Source organism: Candidatus Nitrosopumilus sp. SW (assembly GCF_006740685.1).
Classification (GTDB): Archaea; Thermoproteota; Nitrososphaeria; order Nitrososphaerales; family Nitrosopumilaceae; genus Nitrosopumilus.
Genome location: NZ_CP035425.1, coordinates 209,877 through 230,133, shown reverse-complemented (window position 1 = coordinate 230,133; position 20,257 = coordinate 209,877). Strand labels below are relative to the sequence as shown.

27 protein-coding genes are annotated in these 20,257 nt (G+C 32.0%); 15 read left to right on the top strand and 12 right to left on the bottom strand.

Going from position 1 to position 20,257, the window contains the following annotated elements; all coding sequences use genetic code 11:
• Position 1: 1 nt before the first annotated feature.
• Together Nisw_RS01465 and Nisw_RS01460 are read left to right on the top strand one after the other, a co-directional pair.
• Complete coding sequence (locus Nisw_RS01465) at positions 2–1,888, top strand: arginine--tRNA ligase (protein ID WP_141975877.1); 1,887 nt, start codon at positions 2–4, stop codon at positions 1,886–1,888.
• Between the two features lie 308 nt (positions 1,889–2,196).
• A complete protein-coding gene (locus tag Nisw_RS01460; RefSeq protein ID WP_141975875.1) occupies positions 2,197–2,376 on the top strand; it encodes a hypothetical protein in 180 nt (59 codons plus the stop codon).
• A gap of 219 nt (positions 2,377–2,595) precedes the next feature.
• On the opposite strand, the gene Nisw_RS09395 is transcribed toward Nisw_RS01460, so the two are convergent.
• Positions 2,596–2,718 carry a hypothetical protein gene (locus Nisw_RS09395; protein WP_255430810.1) on the bottom strand — a complete coding sequence of 41 codons (123 nt, stop codon included), beginning with the start codon at positions 2,716–2,718 and terminating at the stop codon, positions 2,596–2,598.
• Positions 2,719–2,943: 225 nt separating this feature from the next.
• Here Nisw_RS09395 and Nisw_RS09390 point away from each other — a divergent pair, with 225 nt between their 5' ends.
• Positions 2,944–3,072 carry a hypothetical protein gene (locus tag Nisw_RS09390; protein ID WP_255430809.1) on the top strand — a complete coding sequence of 43 codons (129 nt, stop codon included), beginning with the start codon at positions 2,944–2,946 and terminating at the stop codon, positions 3,070–3,072.
• A 105-nt stretch (positions 3,073–3,177) separates the two neighbouring features.
• Positions 3,178–3,639, top strand: coding sequence for a hypothetical protein (locus Nisw_RS01455; RefSeq protein WP_255430808.1), 462 nt, complete (start codon positions 3,178–3,180; stop codon positions 3,637–3,639).
• A gap of 146 nt (positions 3,640–3,785) precedes the next feature.
• Here Nisw_RS01455 and Nisw_RS01450 read toward each other — a convergent pair whose 3' ends face one another.
• Positions 3,786–4,679: a transcription initiation factor IIB family protein gene (locus Nisw_RS01450; RefSeq protein WP_141975871.1), complete on the bottom strand. Its 894-nt coding sequence runs from the start codon at positions 4,677–4,679 to the stop codon at positions 3,786–3,788.
• A 1,165-nt stretch (positions 4,680–5,844) separates the two neighbouring features.
• Positions 5,845–6,126, bottom strand: a complete 282-nt coding sequence (locus Nisw_RS01445) for a hypothetical protein (RefSeq protein ID WP_141975869.1) — start codon at positions 6,124–6,126, stop codon at positions 5,845–5,847.
• Between the two features lie 98 nt (positions 6,127–6,224).
• Here Nisw_RS01445 and Nisw_RS01440 point away from each other — a divergent pair, with 98 nt between their 5' ends.
• Positions 6,225–6,611: a DUF6659 family protein gene (locus tag Nisw_RS01440; protein ID WP_141975867.1), complete on the top strand. Its 387-nt coding sequence runs from the start codon at positions 6,225–6,227 to the stop codon at positions 6,609–6,611.
• Positions 6,612–6,669: 58 nt separating this feature from the next.
• On the opposite strand, the gene Nisw_RS01435 is transcribed toward Nisw_RS01440, so the two are convergent.
• Positions 6,670–7,044 (bottom strand): hypothetical protein, encoded by a 375-nt coding sequence (locus tag Nisw_RS01435; RefSeq protein ID WP_141975865.1) that lies wholly within the window; start codon positions 7,042–7,044, stop codon positions 6,670–6,672.
• A gap of 1,120 nt (positions 7,045–8,164) precedes the next feature.
• Between Nisw_RS01435 and Nisw_RS01430 the strand changes: the two genes are divergently transcribed.
• Positions 8,165–8,839 (top strand): PEFG-CTERM sorting domain-containing protein, encoded by a 675-nt coding sequence (locus Nisw_RS01430; RefSeq protein ID WP_141975863.1) that lies wholly within the window; start codon positions 8,165–8,167, stop codon positions 8,837–8,839.
• A 10-nt stretch (positions 8,840–8,849) separates the two neighbouring features.
• Positions 8,850–9,590, top strand: coding sequence for a plastocyanin (locus Nisw_RS01425; protein WP_141975861.1), 741 nt, complete (start codon positions 8,850–8,852; stop codon positions 9,588–9,590).
• A gap of 318 nt (positions 9,591–9,908) precedes the next feature.
• On the opposite strand, the gene Nisw_RS01420 is transcribed toward Nisw_RS01425, so the two are convergent.
• Positions 9,909–10,133, bottom strand: a complete 225-nt coding sequence (locus Nisw_RS01420) for a hypothetical protein (RefSeq protein ID WP_141975859.1) — start codon at positions 10,131–10,133, stop codon at positions 9,909–9,911.
• A gap of 621 nt (positions 10,134–10,754) precedes the next feature.
• Here Nisw_RS01420 and Nisw_RS01415 point away from each other — a divergent pair.
• Together Nisw_RS01415 and Nisw_RS01410 are read left to right on the top strand one after the other, a co-directional pair.
• Positions 10,755–10,967: a hypothetical protein gene (locus Nisw_RS01415; RefSeq protein ID WP_141975857.1), complete on the top strand. Its 213-nt coding sequence runs from the start codon at positions 10,755–10,757 to the stop codon at positions 10,965–10,967.
• A gap of 225 nt (positions 10,968–11,192) precedes the next feature.
• Positions 11,193–12,122, top strand: coding sequence for a transcription initiation factor IIB family protein (locus Nisw_RS01410; RefSeq protein ID WP_141975855.1), 930 nt, complete (start codon positions 11,193–11,195; stop codon positions 12,120–12,122).
• Between the two features lie 183 nt (positions 12,123–12,305).
• Here Nisw_RS01410 and Nisw_RS09050 read toward each other — a convergent pair whose 3' ends face one another.
• Complete coding sequence (locus Nisw_RS09050) at positions 12,306–12,473, bottom strand: hypothetical protein (RefSeq protein WP_185736642.1); 168 nt, start codon at positions 12,471–12,473, stop codon at positions 12,306–12,308.
• Positions 12,474–12,906: 433 nt separating this feature from the next.
• On the opposite strand from Nisw_RS09050, the gene Nisw_RS01405 reads away from it, so the two are divergent.
• Positions 12,907–13,440, top strand: a complete 534-nt coding sequence (locus tag Nisw_RS01405) for a hypothetical protein (RefSeq protein ID WP_141975853.1) — start codon at positions 12,907–12,909, stop codon at positions 13,438–13,440.
• Positions 13,441–13,937: 497 nt separating this feature from the next.
• Positions 13,938–14,426, top strand: coding sequence for a YqaA family protein (locus Nisw_RS01400; RefSeq protein ID WP_141975851.1), 489 nt, complete (start codon positions 13,938–13,940; stop codon positions 14,424–14,426).
• 69 nt (positions 14,427–14,495) lie between these two features.
• Here the strand turns inward: Nisw_RS01400 and Nisw_RS01395 are convergent, their stop codons facing one another.
• Positions 14,496–14,897 (bottom strand): AAA family ATPase, encoded by a 402-nt coding sequence (locus Nisw_RS01395; protein ID WP_141978435.1) that lies wholly within the window; start codon positions 14,895–14,897, stop codon positions 14,496–14,498.
• A gap of 162 nt (positions 14,898–15,059) precedes the next feature.
• On the opposite strand from Nisw_RS01395, the gene Nisw_RS01390 reads away from it, so the two are divergent.
• Entirely contained in the window at positions 15,060–16,292 is a 1,233-nt protein-coding gene (locus Nisw_RS01390) for a cation:proton antiporter (RefSeq protein ID WP_141975850.1), read from the top strand.
• A 168-nt stretch (positions 16,293–16,460) separates the two neighbouring features.
• Here Nisw_RS01390 and Nisw_RS09385 read toward each other — a convergent pair whose 3' ends face one another.
• Positions 16,461–16,589, bottom strand: coding sequence for a hypothetical protein (locus Nisw_RS09385; protein ID WP_255430806.1), 129 nt, complete (start codon positions 16,587–16,589; stop codon positions 16,461–16,463).
• 223 nt (positions 16,590–16,812) lie between these two features.
• Here Nisw_RS09385 and Nisw_RS09380 point away from each other — a divergent pair, with 223 nt between their 5' ends.
• The 3 genes from Nisw_RS09380 (at position 16,813) to Nisw_RS09045 (ending at position 18,464) form a co-directional block, all read left to right on the top strand.
• Positions 16,813–16,941 (top strand): hypothetical protein, encoded by a 129-nt coding sequence (locus tag Nisw_RS09380; protein WP_255430805.1) that lies wholly within the window; start codon positions 16,813–16,815, stop codon positions 16,939–16,941.
• Between the two features lie 105 nt (positions 16,942–17,046).
• A complete protein-coding gene (locus Nisw_RS01385; protein WP_255430804.1) occupies positions 17,047–17,508 on the top strand; it encodes a hypothetical protein in 462 nt (153 codons plus the stop codon).
• An 800-nt stretch (positions 17,509–18,308) separates the two neighbouring features.
• Positions 18,309–18,464 (top strand): hypothetical protein, encoded by a 156-nt coding sequence (locus Nisw_RS09045; RefSeq protein ID WP_185736641.1) that lies wholly within the window; start codon positions 18,309–18,311, stop codon positions 18,462–18,464.
• 252 nt (positions 18,465–18,716) lie between these two features.
• Here Nisw_RS09045 and Nisw_RS01380 read toward each other — a convergent pair whose 3' ends face one another.
• From Nisw_RS01380 to Nisw_RS01370, 4 genes are all read right to left on the bottom strand, one after another.
• Positions 18,717–19,226, bottom strand: a complete 510-nt coding sequence (locus Nisw_RS01380) for a hypothetical protein (protein ID WP_141975846.1) — start codon at positions 19,224–19,226, stop codon at positions 18,717–18,719.
• Positions 19,227–19,274: 48 nt separating this feature from the next.
• Positions 19,275–19,412: a hypothetical protein gene (locus tag Nisw_RS09040; RefSeq protein WP_182126749.1), complete on the bottom strand. Its 138-nt coding sequence runs from the start codon at positions 19,410–19,412 to the stop codon at positions 19,275–19,277.
• A gap of 57 nt (positions 19,413–19,469) precedes the next feature.
• A complete protein-coding gene (locus tag Nisw_RS01375) occupies positions 19,470–19,811 on the bottom strand; it encodes a hypothetical protein (RefSeq protein WP_141975844.1) in 342 nt (113 codons plus the stop codon).
• Between the two features lie 230 nt (positions 19,812–20,041).
• On the bottom strand, positions 20,042–20,215 hold the full coding sequence (locus tag Nisw_RS01370) for a hypothetical protein (protein ID WP_255430803.1): 174 nt from the start codon (positions 20,213–20,215) through the stop codon (positions 20,042–20,044).
• Positions 20,216–20,257 lie beyond the last annotated feature (42 nt).

Here is a 20,257-nt window from a genome sequence, read left to right as displayed (position 1 = left end):
TATGACTTTCAAATCTATTATTGATGAAATTGAAAATAACATCAACAAGATTTTAAATGATCTTTCTATTTCTGACGTAAAGTTTTCTGTTGAACCTGCAAAACCGGGATTTGGTGATGTTAGCTCTAATGTGTCTTTTTTGCTTGCAAAACAACTCAAAAAAAGTCCAAAAGAAATTTCTGAAATGTTATCTGAAAAATATTCTCAATGTGTAAACACACTTGTATCAAAATCTGAACCTCATCCTTCTGGCTACCTAAATTTTTATGCTGATTGGCCAAAACTAAATCAACTGATTTTATCTGAATCTAATTTGCCTGAATTTGGTGACGTAGATATTGGAAAAAACTCTACAATTGTTGTAGAACATACCAGCGTAAATCCAAACAAAGCTCTTCACATTGGTCACATACGCAACATCATCATTGGTGATACTGTTTCTAGAATATTACAAAAAGCAAACTACAAAGTTAATGTCTTAAACTATGTTGATGATTCTGGTCTTCAAGTTGCAGACATTATTGTTGGATTCAAACATTTTGGATTTGATGTTGAACCTCCAAAAGGGAAAAAATTTGATCATTATTGTGGGGATGACGTTTATGTCAAAACTACTGAAAAGTATGAACAAGATTCTAGCTTGGAAGAAATCAGAAAAAATGTTCTCAAGGAATTAGAAGATGGGAATTCTGAAACTGCACAATTTGCTGATAAAATAACTCGTCGTGTATTATCAAATCAGCTCGAAACATGCTGGAATCTATCCGTCTCTTATGATTGCTTGAATTTTGAATCTCAAATAATTCGCTCTGGATTATGGGATGGAATATTTGAAAAACTCAAAGAAATGAAACTAGTAGAATTTGAAAATGATGGGAAAAATGCTGGATGCTGGGTTATTCGTGGTGATGGTAAAGAAGAAGACAAAGTAATTGTCAGAAGTAATGGAACTGCTACCTATATTGCAAAAGACATTCCATATGCTGCCTGGAAATTAGGATTACTTGATGATCCATTCTATTATGAAAAATACGAAAAAGACCAACCAAATTCACGTGTTTTGTGGCAGACTACTCTTAATGATAATAATTCAGAACCTCAGAATTTTTCCGGTGATAAGGTCATCACTGTAATTGATTCCCGCCAGGCAAGACTGCAAAAAATTATCACATCATTAATGGGAAAATTCAAATCAGTTCCTGATGCTTATGTTCATTTGGGATATGAATCGGTTACTCTGAGTTCTGATACTGCAAAAGTTTTGGGACTCGAAACTGATGGCAAGCAGGCTCAAATGTCTGGAAGAAAAGGATTGTATGTTAATGCTGATTCTGTTTATGACTTACTAAAAGAAAAAACAACTGAAGAAACAAAGAAAAGACATCCTGAAATGGATGATTCTGAAATTGAACAAATTTCTCATGCTGTATCTGTTGCAACATTACGTTATGAAATGATAAAACAAGATTTAGACAAAATTATTGCATTTGATTTAACAAAATCCCTTAGTTTAGAAGGTGATACTGCACCATACATACAGTATACTCATGCTAGAGCATCTAGAATTTTAGAAAAATCTGGAAGAAATCCTTCTATTGATGTTGATTTTTCTTTACTCAAAGAGCAATCAGAAATTGATCTAGTTAAAACAATTGGTCTTTTCAATTTGCAAGTTCGCGATGCCGCAAATAACTTGTCTCCAAAAGTAATTTCTAGATATTGTCATGATTTGGCAGTTGCATTCAACTCCTTTTATGAAAAATCTAAGGTTCTTGATTTAGGTGATGAACAACTAGAAAATTCCCGCTTGTGTTTGGTTCATTCTTTTAAAATTACTATTGAAAAAGCACTAAATCTGTTGGGAATTACTGCTCCTGATAAGATGTAATGTCCCAGTGAGTGCACTACACGAATGCTGGCTGTCTCACTGGGTTGTTGGCGTGCAAACCAATTACTGTTATCAAATATTTTTAAGCCAATAAACGTTGCTTAGTGTTTGTAGATTGTAGAGCATACTAACATTACATCAATTTTGATTATAGGGATTCTTCAAGACAGGTTAATTAGGACAAAAGAGCAATTAACATTATGAATACAATGAAATCCATCCGTCAAAAAACGTGTTCAGATTGTAAGAGAGCCTCTTGTCAGAGCGGATGTAACTGTGATTGTCATTGGGAGCCATAAAAAACAATTTTGACACACGGTATTTTTACTCAGGAAACATGTACTCATGATGCTAAAGTCCGGATGGCAGGACTCAAGGACATGTATGAATGCACAAATTGTCATAAATTTATCCCCATTACTGAATCAAAAGAGATTGATCATAGAGCTCCACAATATTTGGAGAATAATTGGGAAGATGATGATTAAATTAATTATAAACTCCAATGTGTTGGATAGTAGATCCGTATTTTCAGATATGGTGCTTTTAGTTATTTAGACGTCACAATATTTTTGTAGTATATTATTAACTCAACCTAGTTTGTAAAAATAGAAATTGTGATTCTAATTTTTTCAACCAATTCATTTTTACGATTCTTCTATTCTTTTTATCATTTTATTTCTAATCAATTTTGTTTGAATACTAACTTACTCTTTCCGAATGTCTTTTTTTAATTTTTCAAGAGTTTCCAAATATTCTTTTTTAGCTAAGTTTTCAGGTTTTGTTTTGTTATTTTTGTTAATTTGTGTATGTTTTGTTTGTTTTTTCATAATGTTGTTCATTTTGGTTGCTTATTCTAATAGTTTAAGGGCAGTATAGTTGAGTTTATTCTGTTGCAAATCAACTACATTTTGTCTTTATAAGCAAGTACGACCTATATAATCATGTTAAAAAATATTTTTGCAAGACTGAAAGGAAAACAAGAAAAGACATCAAAGGATGTAAAAGAATTCACTGAATCTGGAAAAATAAAACCAGAGGATTTAGAAAAATAAATGACATATCATTGCAAACACTGCAAATTTACTTGGGATTCTGCTGAAGGGGATATTCAAAAACTACTTCTTCATGAAAAGACTCATCTGAAAGAAAAGGCAACACCCATTGCAGGAAAAGCAACATAAGACCATGATTGCAAATGATGATTTGAGATCCTGTGAGAATTGTGGTAACGTATTCTTAAAAAAAATAGCAACCAAGTTAACAAATAGATGTCCTGCGTGTAATGTGTGGAAGAAGGAATCTGTCCAATGACATCAAATGTGGTTGTTGACAAAACCAAATTGAGTGAAGAGAGAGTAATACATACTACAGAATTCATACACAAAGACATCCCTGATGGAACTGAAGTTTGTGTACTAAAACGTCCGTTAACACTTGAGGAATGGAATCAGATTCTAAAAAACCATGAAATAGTTACAAAAATAACTGAACATCTGGATAATTCAAAACAAAATCCTAATGAGTATATGCAGAAGATTAATTCTACAATAGAATATGGAGAAAACAAAATCAGACAGATCCAAAAAAGGATCTCAATAAATGAGGTTAATCAGGAATCAATGGAATCTCATTCAGATTATGACTACAAAGACTTGCTCAAGGAACTAAACGAGTCAGAAAAGGAACACAAAAAAGATTTGAGGTTATTTCTTGACTTGCTTTGCAAATATAAAATCACAAGCAAATGAATTGTGAAATATACTCTGTCCTGGGACTAATCGGATTCAGTAGATTTTATTATTCAGTCCACCAATGATGCTTCTTTTCTACATTGTGGTGCAGGAATTTGTGCAATAGTTTCTTGAAATAAGAAATATCTAACATAATATCCCACTTACAATTCCAATAATTTTTGTATTGTATTTTTTCTATTACGTAATGTTACAGTAGATACTCCTGAAATTTTTGAGAATATTTTCTGTGAGATATTTTCTCCCATCAGCATAGATGCCAGATATAGTGATGCAGCAGCCTGACCAATAGGGTTCTTTCCAGCAGCAGAACCACATTTTTCAACATCTGATAATATGTTCAAAGCATAACGTTTAGTTTTCTCAGAAAATCCTAGATCATTGGATAATTTAGTTAGAAATGAGGATATATTGTATTGAGGCAATACAAGTTCAAATTCATTAATTAAAACTCTGACTGATTTTTGTAGATGTTTTTTTGTAATGTTGGCAGTTTCAGAAATATCCTCAAGACTTCTAGGAGTCATAGTTTGTCTGCATGAAACATACAAAGCCGCTGCCATTAAATCATTAGAACTTCTTCCTCGAATCAATTGATGCTTTTGTGCCCTTCTAAATAGTGCTGATGTACTTTCTATTGTATTCTCAGATATTCCTAGCTTTCCCTTTAATCCATTTAGAAAAGTTAGGGATTTTACAAGGGTTCTTGCTGATGATTTTCTTGTTTTACTTCTACTATCTAACACTCTTAATCGATTAAATCTTGATTTGTTAAATGAGCTTAATGATTTGCCTGTAGCATCTTTATCTTTTCCAATGATAGATGACATTCCTTTGTCATGTATTGAAAGGGATTGCTTTGAACCAACTTGACTCTTACTCATGAAATCTTCTAAACTATGAACAGGCGTTTCATTATGATTATCTAATTTTTCTTCAATAACTGTGCCACAATTTGAACAAAAAATTTCTCCATTAAATGTATCTGTGATTAATTTACTATAATTGCAATTATGAACTTGGTACTTTTGTAACATGTACTATAATGCATGTCTTGTCTTTTAAACCCCGACAAAATTAGTTCTAGCTACTACACATACAAAATAAAACATGATTAATTACATATTGTTGAATTTTCTAGAATAAATTGATCTTTTTAGGATTTATTTAGATTAGATTCTGATTCTATAGAATAAGAACAATATTTCCAAGAATACCTCTTATAGTGATCCAATTTTCATCTTACCTGTGTCTGTTTTTTACTTCAAAATGACTATCTCTGAATCAAATCTAGCTGATGCAACCAAGAAAGAGTATGATTGATTTGTGACCTTTACTTAGATTCTAAACTCTAGTCTAAAGGTAGTCTTCGATACTTTTCCTCTAGGTATTCTTTATCATAATCAGTGAACTTTTTTCTAAGACCTAAAATAATTTCTTCAAAGATTTTTTCTTTTTTTGTCATAATGTAATAGGCAGTTCATTATACATAAAGAGCACTTAGATTCTAATCATTTAACTGGATAATGGAAATGACAAATAGGGCAAACCGCCATTGAGTATCTGACTCTCTAATCTTTTCACATAACATTTTTCACAAAAGTGACAATACGACCTAATTCATTATGGACTATCAAGTAAATGAATTAGGTTATTTGGAAATCAACACTCGCTTTTTATTCTAGAATTATACTCGAAAAGATTTTCCAACTTAGTTTTTCTTAGATTCTTGTTTATGCTTTTTGCGTCTTTTTTGTTTGGCGCCACCGCCAATATTGTGCCCACGTGGTAATTTCTTAGTCATATCTATTATTCCACTATTGTTCATGTATACCTTTGTAGTTTCTTTTTCTTATCACTTAGGTTATTTGGATAGTTATCATGCACAAGTCTCAACATCCAACCTAAAGTCTGAAACAGACAACAATTTTCCACAATGTGGACATTTATTAGAAAAATTACGCATGCAGTCCTTTATTGATCTAAGTTTGATCATATTTTTGATTACTTTTCCACAATTTCCACATGCAATATCTACTATCAAGAATAAGCATAAACAAAAATGAGTTATACTGTCTCCTCTGTATTAATTACCACACATGACTTAAACCGAATTAGCTGTTTTAAGAAAATCAAAAATTATCTGTATTTTATACAGTTTATGCCTAAAAATAAAACTCTCCGCCAAACGATGAGATTTTTTTAGACATCGTTAAGGTTTGCAAGTACTCTTTCAAGATCTTGTCTTTCATATCTGAGACTCTTAACTGTTGAACTATCTTGTAATGTCTTGGAGAATTCCTGTAACATTGATTTGTTTTCTTGAGTGATGACTGAGGTTAGAAGAATCTTGTTTAGAGAATCTGATTGCCGGAAAAGTTTCCTTGCATCTATTTTTGCATTTTTCCCCAAAGAAATCTGGTTTGTCAATTCATAATTAATTTCATTTAATAATTCTGTGAGTATGTTTGATACACGTACCATGCAATATTGAAGCTGTTCTAGTTAATTAAGGTACAACAATGTGATAATTACTGTTGTATCTTACATATGTTTAATACAAATAACAACTACTCAATGTGATGTCAAAATTAATATTTGAAAAAACATCAAATTGGGAATCTACAAGTAAGTATATTTTGAGTTTACCAGAAATTAGATTTTTTGGAATTGTAAACAGCATGGGCAATCTTGTTGTGGGAAATTACAAAAAAGGAATAGTGCCAATCGCAAAGATTGATCATTATAAGATCTGTGTAGAACATGCATTGGAATTATTCATGAAAAAAGATCTTGACAATTCTTTAGGATCACTTGATTACATAGTGTCAAAAAGAAAAAATATCAAAATAATTACAATTCCGATGAATGATAGTCTTGCATTGATATCTGCAGAATCTACTACGAAAATCGAACCCATAATTGAGGACATCATTCAATCCTTGAAAGATTATGTTGTAAATAATTAACGAAAATCGTGTTTTTTTGAGTTAACATCCCATATCTTGATGCTGTGTTCTAAAAACACTAATTCAGCCTTTTGTAAATTTCGTTAAATTCCACTGAAATCATATATGAGACATTTAGTATGTGCATTAGTTGATTCATTGATGTTAAACCGTTACTAACTTGCCTTAAAATGGTAAGAGCTTTTTGAGGAGATGTTTCTGTTAGTGGTAATTGACCAGTCCATGTTTTGAAGGATTCTCCAACATCTAAACAAAAATTTAAAACAAATCCTTTCCAATTTGCAGTTTTGTTTAATTCTTTTTCTCCAAGAAATACTTTAGATAATTCCCTAAATTCATTTTTTCTATCCTCGTATAATAATTCCATAGACTTTTTGATTTTTTCTTCTGTGTATTTTGAGGTGTTTAGCATATACAGTCCTGTTGTGTTCATGCTTTTGTTTGTTCAAAATGCTATTAAGTCTTGATAATCACTATCAATTACACACACTAATCATCTAGATTGTAGATTTAATCAATTTTTGATTTTATTTTGATGTAATGTTCATTTTTATTTTTTTAAAATTGAAATTTGAGAATATGCCTTTGGATAATCTGTCAAATTTTAATGCAAAATACATTGCGTTAGAGTATACCATAATGTAACAATGTCATACTAATACATGAACGTATTGTGTATAATCTGAACATCTGTTTGATTTTGTTGTAAAAACAGTAAGAAAAACAAAATCTTGACTTGGTCTGAACTCTTTTGATGAATTCAAAAAATTACGCGGGTATATATCACAGACCAACTATCTATAGTATGTTTAAAAAATTAATTCAAAAACAAAACAACGTATGTTGTGGGATTATAGCGTAAGAAATTGATTGTAATTAATGATCTAATGTCTTGTGATAATTGTGGTAATGTATTTCTGAAAAAAATGGTAGACAAGTTAACAAACAGATGTCCTGCGTGCAATGTATGGAAGAAGCAAGTATAATGAATAATTATACCTGTACATGTGACTGTAAATGCAGTAATCTTACTGGGGAATATGTCTGCAATGATTGCATGATGAATCTTTGTAAGATTAAACTCAAGATACCGGTGGTGGCTGCATAATGAATCCCAGGAATAGGATTATAGCATATGGATTCTATTTTTCCAGCATAAGTGCAGTTGTTGTTGTTACATGGATATCTACACTATGAGAAAATATTCAAATGTATACCATTCACATTCAATAAATTTGATCACCGATGTCATCACACTAGGGAATAGCGATAGTGGCTTATAGGATATTTTCCCAAGATACATGTCTACATAATGCTAAAGTCTTGATGGCCGGATACAAGGATTTGTATGAATGCACACAATGTCACAAATTCATTCCTGTAACAATACTAAAAAATAATAAAATTGGAATTTTGAGTTAAATTTTGTGTGTAGACTAATTTTTTCAAAAGATTATTTTTGATTTAACACAAAAAACATTTCATATGATCTTCTTTTGGCGTGTAACTTCTAAAAGGACTCTTTAATAGTAAGATAAGCGTAGTAAACACGAATGATTTTTTTTGAATTTGGTTCAATTAACGGCAGTGAATCCAAATCCCTCAGGACTCGTTATTTGAATAATTCAGGTTGCACTTGGAATCTGAATCCAAGACAAAAACTTCTATGCTTTTCAATATTACTTGTAACAATATTTGCTGCTACTAATTTTCACACATTTGCATTTGCAGAAGAGCCAGTTAGTCCAAAGGCTGAATTGAGTATTGGTGCAAATCATCTTGGCTCTATGATAAAAACTCAGACTATTTCTGATGATGGGTCTGTTTGGATATTTGTTACAGCTTCAGAACCTGTAGAGCGTGAACATATGACAATTAATGTAAGGTTTACTGATAAGAATGGACAAGAATTAACCGATGTAAACTATGATATTTTAGCATCTCAAAATAATGAAGTCATTTTGTACGAAACAATGATAAATCAACAAATAGGTATTCGTAACCATCTTACACAAGCATTACCTAGTAATGATAATGTGAGTATTACCATCACATTACATCCGATTGGAGATAATTCCTTAACTGCGTTAGATGGAGAATCTATTGACATTAACATAGTTCCTGAATTTGGGACAATTGCAATGATGATCCTAGTTGTTTCAATCACAAGTGTAATTGTAATTGGTGCCAAAAACAAAATGGTGTTCAAATCATTTACCTCAAGTTAGGAAGAAAAGAATGTCTAAATTGAAAAAAATTCTTGTCTTGATTCCTACCGTAATGTTGTTGATGGGAGTCTTTAGCTCTTATTCGTATGCAGAGTCTGTCCCTTCATGGATAAAAAATACTGCCATGTGGTTTGGAGAAGATATGATATCTGAACAAGAATTTCTAAACGCTATAAAATTTTTAATTGAAAATAACATTATCACAATAGATAAGATAAAAGACAAAGTCATTGTAGATCCTGTCATTTTGACGCCTGATGAATCATTTAATGATCCAAGAATAACACAGTGCAATATTCTGTACTCTTCATATGTGATTTTAGAGTATGCACAATTTCAAGACAAACATTCTCACATAACTTATCTGTATGATTGTGTGGATTTGTATAACGATAAAGTTTGGGATTATCAGGGAGATGACAAAAAAGAGAGAATTTACAATAAATTTATTGAAATTCACGAACAAAATCTCACACTTTCCTCACGAATTCCAGTAGAACCTTACACAGAAGTTCGCTCAACAGAACAACTCTATTCTGAAACATTTATGGTTCAGTTTGATATATGTGCAGGAGATCTAATTTTGGATAAAGCCAAAGTATTGGTAAAATCTGATATGGAAATCATTCTTGTTGGATCTGATAAAGATATCTTGCCAAACTCTTGTCGAAACTATGAAACCAAAATTTATTCTACACATTTGAACCATATAGAAATTGAAATAATTGAAAAGGTCTTGGTAGAAAACTAGTCAATTTATTTGAAAACGGAAATGGTGATTATGAATTCTAATGTATGTAGAAATATTAAAAAATTAATTCATGTATTTTTGCATTATAATATCCAAGATAAACACCAATGGTGGAAGAAAACATAATTTTACAAAAACAATTATCGTCCAGTTTAAATTGTCTTACACTCACATTTTTGCTGTTTCTCAAATCTTGGGAATTTGAGTTTATGGCATACTTGACAATATAGTTGATTTGACATGTATTTAGAATGTATACAAAGTATAAAGAGTGTTGCATGAGATTGCAATCTTAAAATCAACTTTTTAATTATTTTACTATGAACTAATTAAGCCATTTATATCAAGTATGTTGCCACAATTTTGACATTCCCATTTCTCATCTGAATTATTTTTGACATTAACACTATTCTTTGATGCATTACAGACCTTACAACGAATGGTTTTATTTTTTGAATGAGTTTTTTCATGATCACGTACTTTGTCAAAAGTATATGAAGTTCCTTCCCACTGAAAACTGCATGTTTTGCATTGATATTTCATTTCATAAAACCTTCTATTGTTAACACGTTCACAATGAGAATCCCCATGTGAGACCTACTATTGCACATACACTAAAAAGATAGAATGTATAATATGATAATCTATGTCTTGGTTTCATCATGCAACTAACATCTCTTTAATTTCAATCTTGCAAAGATTCACCATGCAATCTTTGCAAATATATTCGCCCGTGGAATTCCTGCAACCACAATTACAGGTACATACATAATCATTCATTAGTTGAGCCTTCTTGTTTCTTTTCAGATTCTTTGAATGCATCTACATCGTTTGTGGTTTTGACTTTACACGAATCAAATTTCAATTTTTCAAGTATTTTTTTGAACATGCTTTATCTTGTTTCTCTATAATATATACCGGCGTAATTTTTTAATTTCACGCCTAAATTTCTATATGTTTTTTTAATAACTATAAATTTAAATACGCAAGTATATATTGATCATAATATTCTATATAGTATGGAAAATAAAGAAACAAACCCAACAATAGTAGTCGGCAACGACGATAAAAAAGAAGAGCCAAAGAAAGACGACGCTTCTAAAAAAGACAAATAGAATTACAACTTTCCCATCTTTTACATGGGTTACTAATTATCAAATTATAATGAATCAACAATTAACCACATCAATAACAACAGAAAAAGAATTGTTAGAAATGAATCGTTTGAAAAGATTAGAATTGGAATTTCTGTTTTTTAGATCCAAAATGGATAATTCTGTGTTTCAAAAATTTCATGATGCATTACCTGATGAAAATCATATCCTAAAAGAAATTAATTCTGAAATTAAAAATTTTAATGAAGTAATTGAACATTAGGGTGTGCTAATTTTACACACCTTTAATACAAACAACCACATAATGAAAATCATGAAAGTAACCTCTTGTAGAAAATGTGGATACGGACTTGAAGTATATCAAAACTGTCATGAATGTAAAAAGCCAATAGAGTTTATTTGCCACAATTGCAATATTAATACGGACAAAGAAATTCATTCTGATTGTATTGCTAAAAAAATTGCTATCTCAGCTTAGAAAAAATCTTTGACAATAACAACGACAATTAAAAAAACAAAAATATTTTGTAATTATTGTCATGCCTCTAGATTTGTAACTGATGAAATACTTGGAGAGACTATTTGTTCAAGTTGTGGTTTTGTAATTTCAGAAAATGCAGAATACCGAGGAATGGAACGTCGATTCATCTCGAGTCCATCAGATAATGCTAGAACTGGTCCTGGTTTGACACTTAAAATGCATGATAAGGGACTGAACACAATAATAGGTGCACAGAATCGAGATTCAGTAGGAAAGCCTCTATCTGTAAAAACTGTTCAGGCATTTGGAAGATTGCGAAAATGGGATACTAGATCCCAAACAAAAAATTCTGCAGACAAGAATCTCAGGTTTGCACTTGTTGAATTTGACAAGGTACAATCAAAATTAGGCCTATCTGATACCATAGTTGAACGGGCATCTCTGTTTTATCGAAAGGCTATAAAGAGAAACCTCATTCGTGGAAGAACCGTAAAATCTGTTGCAGCGGCATGTCTGTATGCTGCATGTAGAGATTTGGGTCATGATAGATCTCTGACAGAAATTGCCAGTCAATTTGTGATTAAAAGAAAAGAAATCTCACGGGCTTATCGCATGTTGTTTAAAGAATTGGAATTTGCAGTAAATGTAACAAATCCAATAAAATCAATCTCCAAGATTACCAGTAAACTTGAATTATCTGAAAAAACAAGTCGTAAAGCAACACAAATTTTGACTGCAGCCCAAGATGCAGGAATTACCATTGGTAAAAATCCTGAAATTTTGGCGGCATCTGTAATTTATGCAGCATGTGTGATTACGGGAGAATTGAAATCACAAACAGAAGTTGCAAAAGCTGCAAACACCAGCACTGTCTCAATAAGAACCAGAATTCGTGAATTCAAAATAAAGTTAGATTTGTTTTCAACACTCAACTAACATAGACCTTGATTAATTGACAGAAAAACAAAAAGATCCTAATATCGTTAATGGGATAACTTTGCTAAACATTTGTGTAATGTGTGGTAACACATTCAAGCCTGTAAACAGCATGATTGGTGAATCATTATGTGGCAAATGTTCACAGTAAATTAATTAAAAAATATTTAGATAAAATCTGTTTTAGATTGTATTTGGAGTCTTTTTTTGTGTCCATGCTAGCTCGTTGATTTGATGACATTTGCAATCAGATGCCTTTGTTTTACAATTTACTTGATGCAATTGTTTTTTGCATTTGTTACACATAGGATCCCTCCAACTTGCCTGATTTCCACAATTTGCACAGTACAAATTTAATTTCTCCTGCACAAGAAACTGCTAATTAATTGATAACTGTGGTCACTTTCTTGTTTTAGTAATGTATTTTTTATCATACATTAAGAGGTCATACTAACATATAAGATACAGATAATTTTTGATAACCCTTTGTCGTAGCTGAGTAGTTAATTCAGTCCTTCCTTACAGATATGCAAACTCACACCACTACGATATGGTCATTACGCCTATTTTGCTTAAAGAGCTTTCCTAAATTACACAGGTTAATTAGGATGAAACGACTATTAATAATATGAACACAATACCATCCCATTTTCAAAAAACATGCTCTGATTGTAAAAGAGTTCATTGTCAAAAAGGATGTAATTGCGATTGTCATTGGGAGCCATAAAAATGACTCAAATTCATAATGACTGTGTTTTAATCAGGTGGATTGACAGATAAAATCATGTTGTTTAATTTCGAAAATACTTTTTTGCAAATTCCACAAACTCTTGATTTGTCTGTAATTGCAATTATTGTAAGTTCTGTAACTGCAACGATACTTGCTGTAATGGTTGTAATTACTTGGAAAAACATTCATGAAAGCACCAATACAACTTACTCTCAATTACTTCGAGGATTTCATGAAGATTTGACAAATCGTCTTAACAAAAACTCTGTTCTTAAAACTACAGATGATTGTAAGCGATATGCAAATGATTATCTAAACACTGTAGATGAAATAGCCTTTTTAGATGGTAGTGGAAAAATCCCAAAAGGAATTGCTGCCTATCTTGAACGATTTTTTGCTTATGGTTTGAACATTATTAATTGGTATGATGATATGGTTGGAGAGGATTTTCTAGATACTGCCAAAAAGAATTGGCCAAATTATTTTCAATATTGTGAAAAACACAAAATTCATCTTAATCCTGATGACAAACTCCCAAAAATTATGTTAGACTATAACAAATTACAGGATAGTGAATTTCATGATTAAGGATAACACCACTTACAGGATAAAAATTTGGAATGCATGATTACGGTAAGGTGTCTTGATTTGGTATTTAAAATAATTTCACAAAACACATGTTTGCATAATGCTAAAGTCAAGATGCCAGGATACAAAAATCGATACGAATGTACCACATGTCATAAATTTTTGGAGGAATGAAATGACAGGTTCAAACTCTTAGTTTGATCATTTCTTGGCCAATACTATGTAAACAGTATTTGGCATGCAAGTCAACAATTTATGAAAAATTTAGGACAATATCTTCGGACTAATTTGCAGAACTTAGAGTATTGATCCAAAAATAATAGTTCCTTTGATATCATTCGATACGGTTCAATTTCAACAAAAAATGCATATTCAAAACTGATCGTTTTTTACTTTTACCGTGCCTATCGTTCAAATTGTAATGAGAGCATTTTGTTGTGGGGGTATAGTTAGATGATTTAAAATCATACCCCTGTGGTAGGAGTTTTGGATTATTTATGCAGATTTATCAACAACTTCAGGAAATTTTAGCCAATAACACATTTCAGGATTATGGAATAATTGGATTATTTCTAAATTCTTTTTTGTCAGCTACTGCAATTCCATTACCTACCGAAATTCTGACTTCAGCTTTACTTCTAGGTGGAGAAAGTCAAATTTTAGTTGGCATTGCCTTGGTTTTAGGTTCTACAATTGGTGGGGTGTTAAATTATTTTATTGGGTTTGGAGGAAACACACTGCTTACAAAATTCAAGAAAAAGAAAGATCAAAAAAAAGTCGAGCAGAAAAACAAAGACAATAAACTCCTTGAAAAATTTGGTTGGGGTGCAGTATTTTTTGCATCCTGGATTCCGGTTGTTGGTGATTTGATTTTGATATCTGCTGGCGCAAAGAAAATGAACTTCACCAAGTTTTTCATTTTTATGGTTTCAGGCAAGACTTTCAAAACTATTGCAATAGTATCTGGGTTAGGATTGGTATTTTAAAAAAAGACACGTCAAAATTACCCGTATTTTTTGCATTTTTCACAAAATAGCATAAGATGTTAAATAAGATTAGGATCTATTAGCGGATTCATAGTTTTTATGAATTATCAATGTGTCAAAACCCTCATCTTTGTTGGGTGTTTCAAATTCTTTTAGTTGTTTGTTTATTGCAACCAATGGAAAAGAATCACGTCTTCTTGTCCTTCTTTGTTCAATTATTCCTGATGATGTATTCATAAAAATTCCAATCATTTTAGCATTGTATTTTTTTGCCATATCGATATGCCTTTTTCGGATATTTTTTGTAAGATTGGTATCATCAACAACTATGCTTTTACCTTGCTTGAGGCATTGTTCAATGTAATTCATCTCTTTTTTTCTATTGTTGTCAAAATAATACAGTCGTATTTCTTCATGATTGAAATTTGCTTTGACAAAAGTAGTTTTTCCGCTCAATGTAATACCTATCATAAGGACATATTCCAAGCTTAATGTCTTATCTTTCATTATTCTTGCATTTCTAAGGGACAAGCCCATATCATTTTGGGGATAATTTCCTAGATTTATACAAATTTCTATCTGAGAACCAGTGATTACTTTATTTTTTATTAAGACACTACTTCATTGAAGATCATGGTTACAGAATTTGATGTCATACCAACAATGATTGGAATATTGTTTATGGTTTTGCCTGCCATCTTGTTTGGCAAAATCTGCAAGCATTTCAAAATTTCAGAGATTGTCGGATTTGTTTTGGCCGGTGTATTGCTTGGACCGTTTGCACTTGGTGGTATCATCCCTTTCTTTGAGAATTCCATAGTGAATCTAAATGAAATCATGCTGTCTCTTTGGCAGATTTCTGGAATTATCATTTTGTTTTCAGCAGGGCTTCACTTTACATTTCATGGTTTGATAAAAGCAGGATATCGGTCTGCTGTTGTTGGAGTCATGGGTGTTGTAGTTCCTTTGGTATTAGGATACTATGTATCCAGTTTGTTTGGATTTGACTGGACAGTGGCAGTCATCATCGGAGCAACGCTAAGTGCAACTAGCATTGTAGTTGCAGTAACAATTCTTGAAGAACTCAAAAAGGAAAAATCAGAGGAAGGAAACATCTTGGTAAACGCGGCGGTTTTAGATGATGTGGTTGGATTGGCTGTGCTTTCAGCAGTAATTTCACTAGTTACACTTCACACTATGCCAAGTGTCGAATCAATATTTTTCACCGTTGCAAGAGATGTCGGTCTTTGGTTTTTAATTTTGATGGGTGCCGTGTTCATACTCCCCAAAATTGTCCACGGTGTATCTTTGAGCAAGCCATCCTCTCTGGAGGCAAGAGGAGCCAAAGAGGCTGCATCATTGGGTTCTGCATTTGGATTTGCAGCTATTGCATCCACTGTGGGGCTGAATCCTATTGTCGGGGCATTTGCTGCAGGAATGGGACTTGCGGGTTCAAAGCTGGCAGGCCAGGTAAGGGAATTTGTGGGAAGGTTAAAGGTGATTGTAGAGCCATTGTTTTTTGTTATCATTGGTGCACATGTCAATCTTGCACAGATTAATGAAATGAATTTTGTTTTCTTTATTGTGATTTTGGCAGTGGCGATATTTAGCAAAATTATTGGATGTGGACTTCCTTCAATAGTTATGTTAAAAAATAGAACAAAGGGATTGCGCGTCGGATATGGGATGATTGGCAGAGGAGAGGTAGCATTTATCACTATGGGAGTTGGGTTATCTGCAGGAATATTTGATGAGATAATTTATTCTACAATAGTCTTGGTTGTATTGGTAACTATATTCATAACTCCTATTTTACTTCGGAATTCATATGGAAAAGAACTGGACAAAAATGTTATGAAAAAATAGAAAATACAGGTTAATCTTCGTAATTCAAACTAGAGACATTATTGTACCGGATCTTAACCGATTTGTAATTATTGTGACTTGAGATTCTTCTTATTTTTGGGTAAACTACAGTCCTTTTCTTCTATTCTTTTTGCCATGATTTTGTTTCTGATCAATTCCACTTGAATTCTAATTTTGTTCTTCCCTGATGTCTTTTTTTAATTTATCAAGAGTTTCCAAATATTCTTTTTTAGCTAAATTTTCAGGTTTTGTTTTGTTATTTTTGTTAATTTGTGGATGTTTTGTTTGTTTTTTCATTATAATGACTATTGTGGCTGGTCACTAATAGTTAAGGGGAAGTATAGTTGTGTCTATTCTATAGTAAATCATTTTCATCATGTCTTAATAAGCAGGAACGACCAACATAATCATGTTAAAAAATATTTTTGCAAGACTAAAAGGAAAAAAAGAAAAGACATCAAAGGACGTAAACGCATTCAAAGAATCCGAAGAAAAGAAACCCGTGGGGGTAGAAAAATAAATGACATATCATTGCAAATACTGCAAATTTACTTGGGATTCCTCTGAAGGGGATATTCAAAAACTACTTCTTCATGAAAAGACTCATTTGAAAGAAAAGGCAACACGCATTGCAGGAAAAACGGCATAAGATCATGATTTCAATTGATGATTTGAGATCCTGTGAGAATTGTGGTAACGTGTTCTTAAAAAAAATAACAAACAAGTTAACAAACAGATGTCCTGCGTGTAATGTGTGGAAGAAGGAATCTATCCAATGACATCAAATATGTTATCTTACAAAACCAAATTGAGTGAAGATAGAGTAATACATACTACAGAATACATACACAAAGACATACCTGATGGAACTGAAGTTTGCATACTAAAATATCCATTAACACTTGAGGAATGGAATCAGATTCTGCAAAACCATGAGATAGTTGCAAAAATGACTGGACAGCAGGATAATTCAAAGCAAAATCCTAATGAGTATATGCAGAAGATTAATTCTACAATAGAATACGGAGAAAACAAAATCCGACAGATCCAAAAAAGGATCTCAATAAACGAGGTGAATCAGGAATCAATGGAATCTCATTCAGATTATGACTACAAAGACTTGCTCAAGGAACTAAACGAGTCAGAAAAGGAACACAAAAAAGATTTGAGGTTATTTCTTGACCTGCTTTGCAAATATAAAATCATAATCAAATGAATTGTGAAAGATACCTTATCCTGTACATAATGAAATTCTGATATTCAAAACGGTTTTTACAACATCTTAATTAATTAGAAAATGTAATCAGTGACGTCTATGAATAAATCACATGTATGCGAAAAATGTGGGAATAATTTTTCTAAAATAGTGGGGATCATAAACATTTCAAAATGCCCTCAATGCAAAGAAATTGGTTTTGACATGACAACTCCTAAAACAGGATTTGAGGATGATGGAGAATTTTTGAATGAAGAAGGATGATGATTAAAATGAAGGTTTTTGCTTCCGTATGTGCCTAATTTGGTTTTACCTACAAACCTATTGACGGCACGTTCAGTTCAATTGACACGTATTAAACCAAGAGAATGATTGGTTTGTGACCTTTACTTAGATTCTAAACTCTAGTCTAAAGGTAGTCTTCGATACTTTTCCTCTAGGTATTCTTTATCATAATCGGTGAATTTTTTTCTAAGACCTAAAATAACTTCTTCAAAGATTTTTTCTTTTTCTTCTTTTGTCATAATGTAATAGGCAGTTCATTATACATAAAGAGCACTTAGATTCTAATCATTCAACTGGATAATGGAAATGACAACTAGGGCAAACCCACCATTGAGTATCTGACTCTCTAATCTTTTCACATAACACATAACATTTCTCACAAAAGTGGCAATACAACATAGTTCCTAACGGCCTATCACGTAAATGAACGTGGTTATTTGGATAGTTAGGGTTAGATTCTAAACTCTTTTGATACTAATCAATATGCTTAAGTTCTTAGAAAATGTATAGATGTTATGGGATTTCTAGACAAATTCAAAAAAACTAAAGACACATCAACTGATTCTGAAAATAGGTCAGCTGAGCAAGAAGAGATGAAAGACGAACAGCATCAACTTGACTTGAAAGAAAATTATGAAAGTGACGAAAATTATGAAGAATCTAAAGACTAGTTAATCATACTTAAGTTCATAAAAAATATCTTTTAACGACAATGAACAAAATATGCCCTTGCAAGTGTGGATGTGAACGAAAAATATCCAATGTCTATTATGATACTTGTATCTTTTGTCTACTTGGAGAACATAAAAATAACTCAACTCTTGTTTGATCATTTCTTGGCCAATACTCGGTAAACACTATTTGGCATGCAAACCAATTAAGAAAATTGAATATTCAAAGTCAATAAACCTTGCTTTTTGCTATTATCCATACATTGACTTTTCAGTGGTCTCATCCGAATTTGCCTGTCCTGAAAAACCGCTAAAATTAGAACGAAGGATTTTTTGAATATGTGCAGTTACTCTTGCAACATTATCCCAGGTGTCATGAAATGATATTCTGTCTAAAATTTGTTCATCAACATGTGAAAATATTGCCAAACCTGCAATGTTTTCTTTGTCTTTTACCCACTGATGTCCTACATTACAAATTGTACATATTTCACTGATGTCCATCACTGCCTTTGAAAATGATGGGTTTTTCATTACCAATAATTTTGCATCTTCAGGTGGGAATCTCATATTTACATTCAAATGAATTCTGTCTGCTCTGTTTGCATTTTTACTTACAATGACATTTGTTCCTACTCTAAACTGCCATTCAATTAGATTGCTTTTCTCTTTGACTTTGTCAGTTTGATCTTCATAATTGATCTTAGTTACTTTGATGAATTCTTCAACAAGATTTTTCATTTCATCAGATGTCTTTACCATAAAACCACTCACAATATGTGCAATATATGCATGTTATAGAAAAAAGAGTTAATGGCTGTGTCCACAACCGCAGGAATCATGTCCTCCATGACCCTCTGTTTCTTTTCCTGCACATCTAGAACATTTGTCTGAACCTGTTGGTGAGAAAAATCCTATGCCACAAGAAACGCATTTTTGATTTGCCATGTTAATCATCAAAAACTACTGTATTTATTGAATACGGGTTATTTGTACGCCTATCAATTATTCTGATGGTCTTGCGTTACCAACTTCGCCTTTCTTTTGGAATTCTCTGTATTCTCCTATGACTCCATTGCATTTTTCACAGACGTATTGACCTCTCTCAATTAAGATCAAATTATCTGCAACTTCTTCATTAGGACTTTCTTCTAACTGAATTTTTGGTGGATTATCAAATTCGGTTTCACAATTATTACAATAATGTTTTAACATTTTTTCAGTTTCAATTTTTCCTATTGGTGCTAGAAATAATTTTCCTACTCCCAAATCTGCTTTTTTTGCTTGTTCATCAGTAAGGTCTGCAATAACATATCCTCCAGAACCTTGAACTTTTAATTCTGCCATTTCATATTGTTCTTTTTTAGTTACTAAAATACTATTTGTGTTAAAATGACAATTTTTTAAAACAACGAGACACACGGAAAGCGTATTTTTTCCTAGGACGTTGACCTAACATGAAACGCTTTCCATACCTTTATTCTACGACGCAGAAAAAAGGTTTTCTCGTTACATACTATACGTCAAAATGATATTTAACAATGATCTTGATTCTCACCTGCTGCTAACTTTGTATACTATGAGTTGATGAATACCTTGGAATTTGACACTGTTATCATTTCTGCCATATCTATTGAAATTTCTTCTTTTTTTGAAATAGATGTGATTTCACTATGGTGTTCTTCTCTCAAATGTTTTAGAAATTCCTCTTCTTTGATGTTGTTTTCTTTGTAGTTGCAATCTGGAAACACACAGTTGAAATTCAATTTTTACTCTCTAATTCTTTGATTTTA

Coding starts and splice junctions, on each gene's coding strand:
- Nisw_RS01465 (WP_141975877.1), top strand. CDS start 2: ATGACTTTCAAATCTATTATTGATGAAATTGAAAATAACATCAACAAG.
- Nisw_RS09395 (WP_255430810.1), bottom strand. CDS start 2,718: ATGAAAAAACAAACAAAACATACACAAATTAACAAAAATAACAAAACA.
- Nisw_RS09390 (WP_255430809.1), top strand. CDS start 2,944: ATGACATATCATTGCAAACACTGCAAATTTACTTGGGATTCTGCTGAA.
- Nisw_RS01450 (WP_141975871.1), bottom strand. CDS start 4,679: ATGTTACAAAAGTACCAAGTTCATAATTGCAATTATAGTAAATTAATC.
- Nisw_RS01445 (WP_141975869.1), bottom strand. CDS start 6,126: ATGGTACGTGTATCAAACATACTCACAGAATTATTAAATGAAATTAAT.
- Nisw_RS01440 (WP_141975867.1), top strand. CDS start 6,225: ATGTCAAAATTAATATTTGAAAAAACATCAAATTGGGAATCTACAAGT.
- Nisw_RS01435 (WP_141975865.1), bottom strand. CDS start 7,044: ATGAACACAACAGGACTGTATATGCTAAACACCTCAAAATACACAGAA.
- Nisw_RS01430 (WP_141975863.1), top strand. CDS start 8,165: ATGATTTTTTTTGAATTTGGTTCAATTAACGGCAGTGAATCCAAATCC.
- Nisw_RS01425 (WP_141975861.1), top strand. CDS start 8,850: ATGTCTAAATTGAAAAAAATTCTTGTCTTGATTCCTACCGTAATGTTG.
- Nisw_RS01420 (WP_141975859.1), bottom strand. CDS start 10,133: ATGAAATATCAATGCAAAACATGCAGTTTTCAGTGGGAAGGAACTTCA.
- Nisw_RS01415 (WP_141975857.1), top strand. CDS start 10,755: ATGAATCAACAATTAACCACATCAATAACAACAGAAAAAGAATTGTTA.
- Nisw_RS01405 (WP_141975853.1), top strand. CDS start 12,907: ATGTTGTTTAATTTCGAAAATACTTTTTTGCAAATTCCACAAACTCTT.
- Nisw_RS01400 (WP_141975851.1), top strand. CDS start 13,938: ATGCAGATTTATCAACAACTTCAGGAAATTTTAGCCAATAACACATTT.
- Nisw_RS01395 (WP_141978435.1), bottom strand. CDS start 14,897: ATGATAGGTATTACATTGAGCGGAAAAACTACTTTTGTCAAAGCAAAT.
- Nisw_RS01390 (WP_141975850.1), top strand. CDS start 15,060: ATGGTTACAGAATTTGATGTCATACCAACAATGATTGGAATATTGTTT.
- Nisw_RS09385 (WP_255430806.1), bottom strand. CDS start 16,589: ATGAAAAAACAAACAAAACATCCACAAATTAACAAAAATAACAAAACA.
- Nisw_RS09380 (WP_255430805.1), top strand. CDS start 16,813: ATGACATATCATTGCAAATACTGCAAATTTACTTGGGATTCCTCTGAA.
- Nisw_RS09045 (WP_185736641.1), top strand. CDS start 18,309: ATGGGATTTCTAGACAAATTCAAAAAAACTAAAGACACATCAACTGAT.
- Nisw_RS01380 (WP_141975846.1), bottom strand. CDS start 19,226: ATGGTAAAGACATCTGATGAAATGAAAAATCTTGTTGAAGAATTCATC.
- Nisw_RS09040 (WP_182126749.1), bottom strand. CDS start 19,412: ATGGCAAATCAAAAATGCGTTTCTTGTGGCATAGGATTTTTCTCACCA.
- Nisw_RS01375 (WP_141975844.1), bottom strand. CDS start 19,811: ATGGCAGAATTAAAAGTTCAAGGTTCTGGAGGATATGTTATTGCAGAC.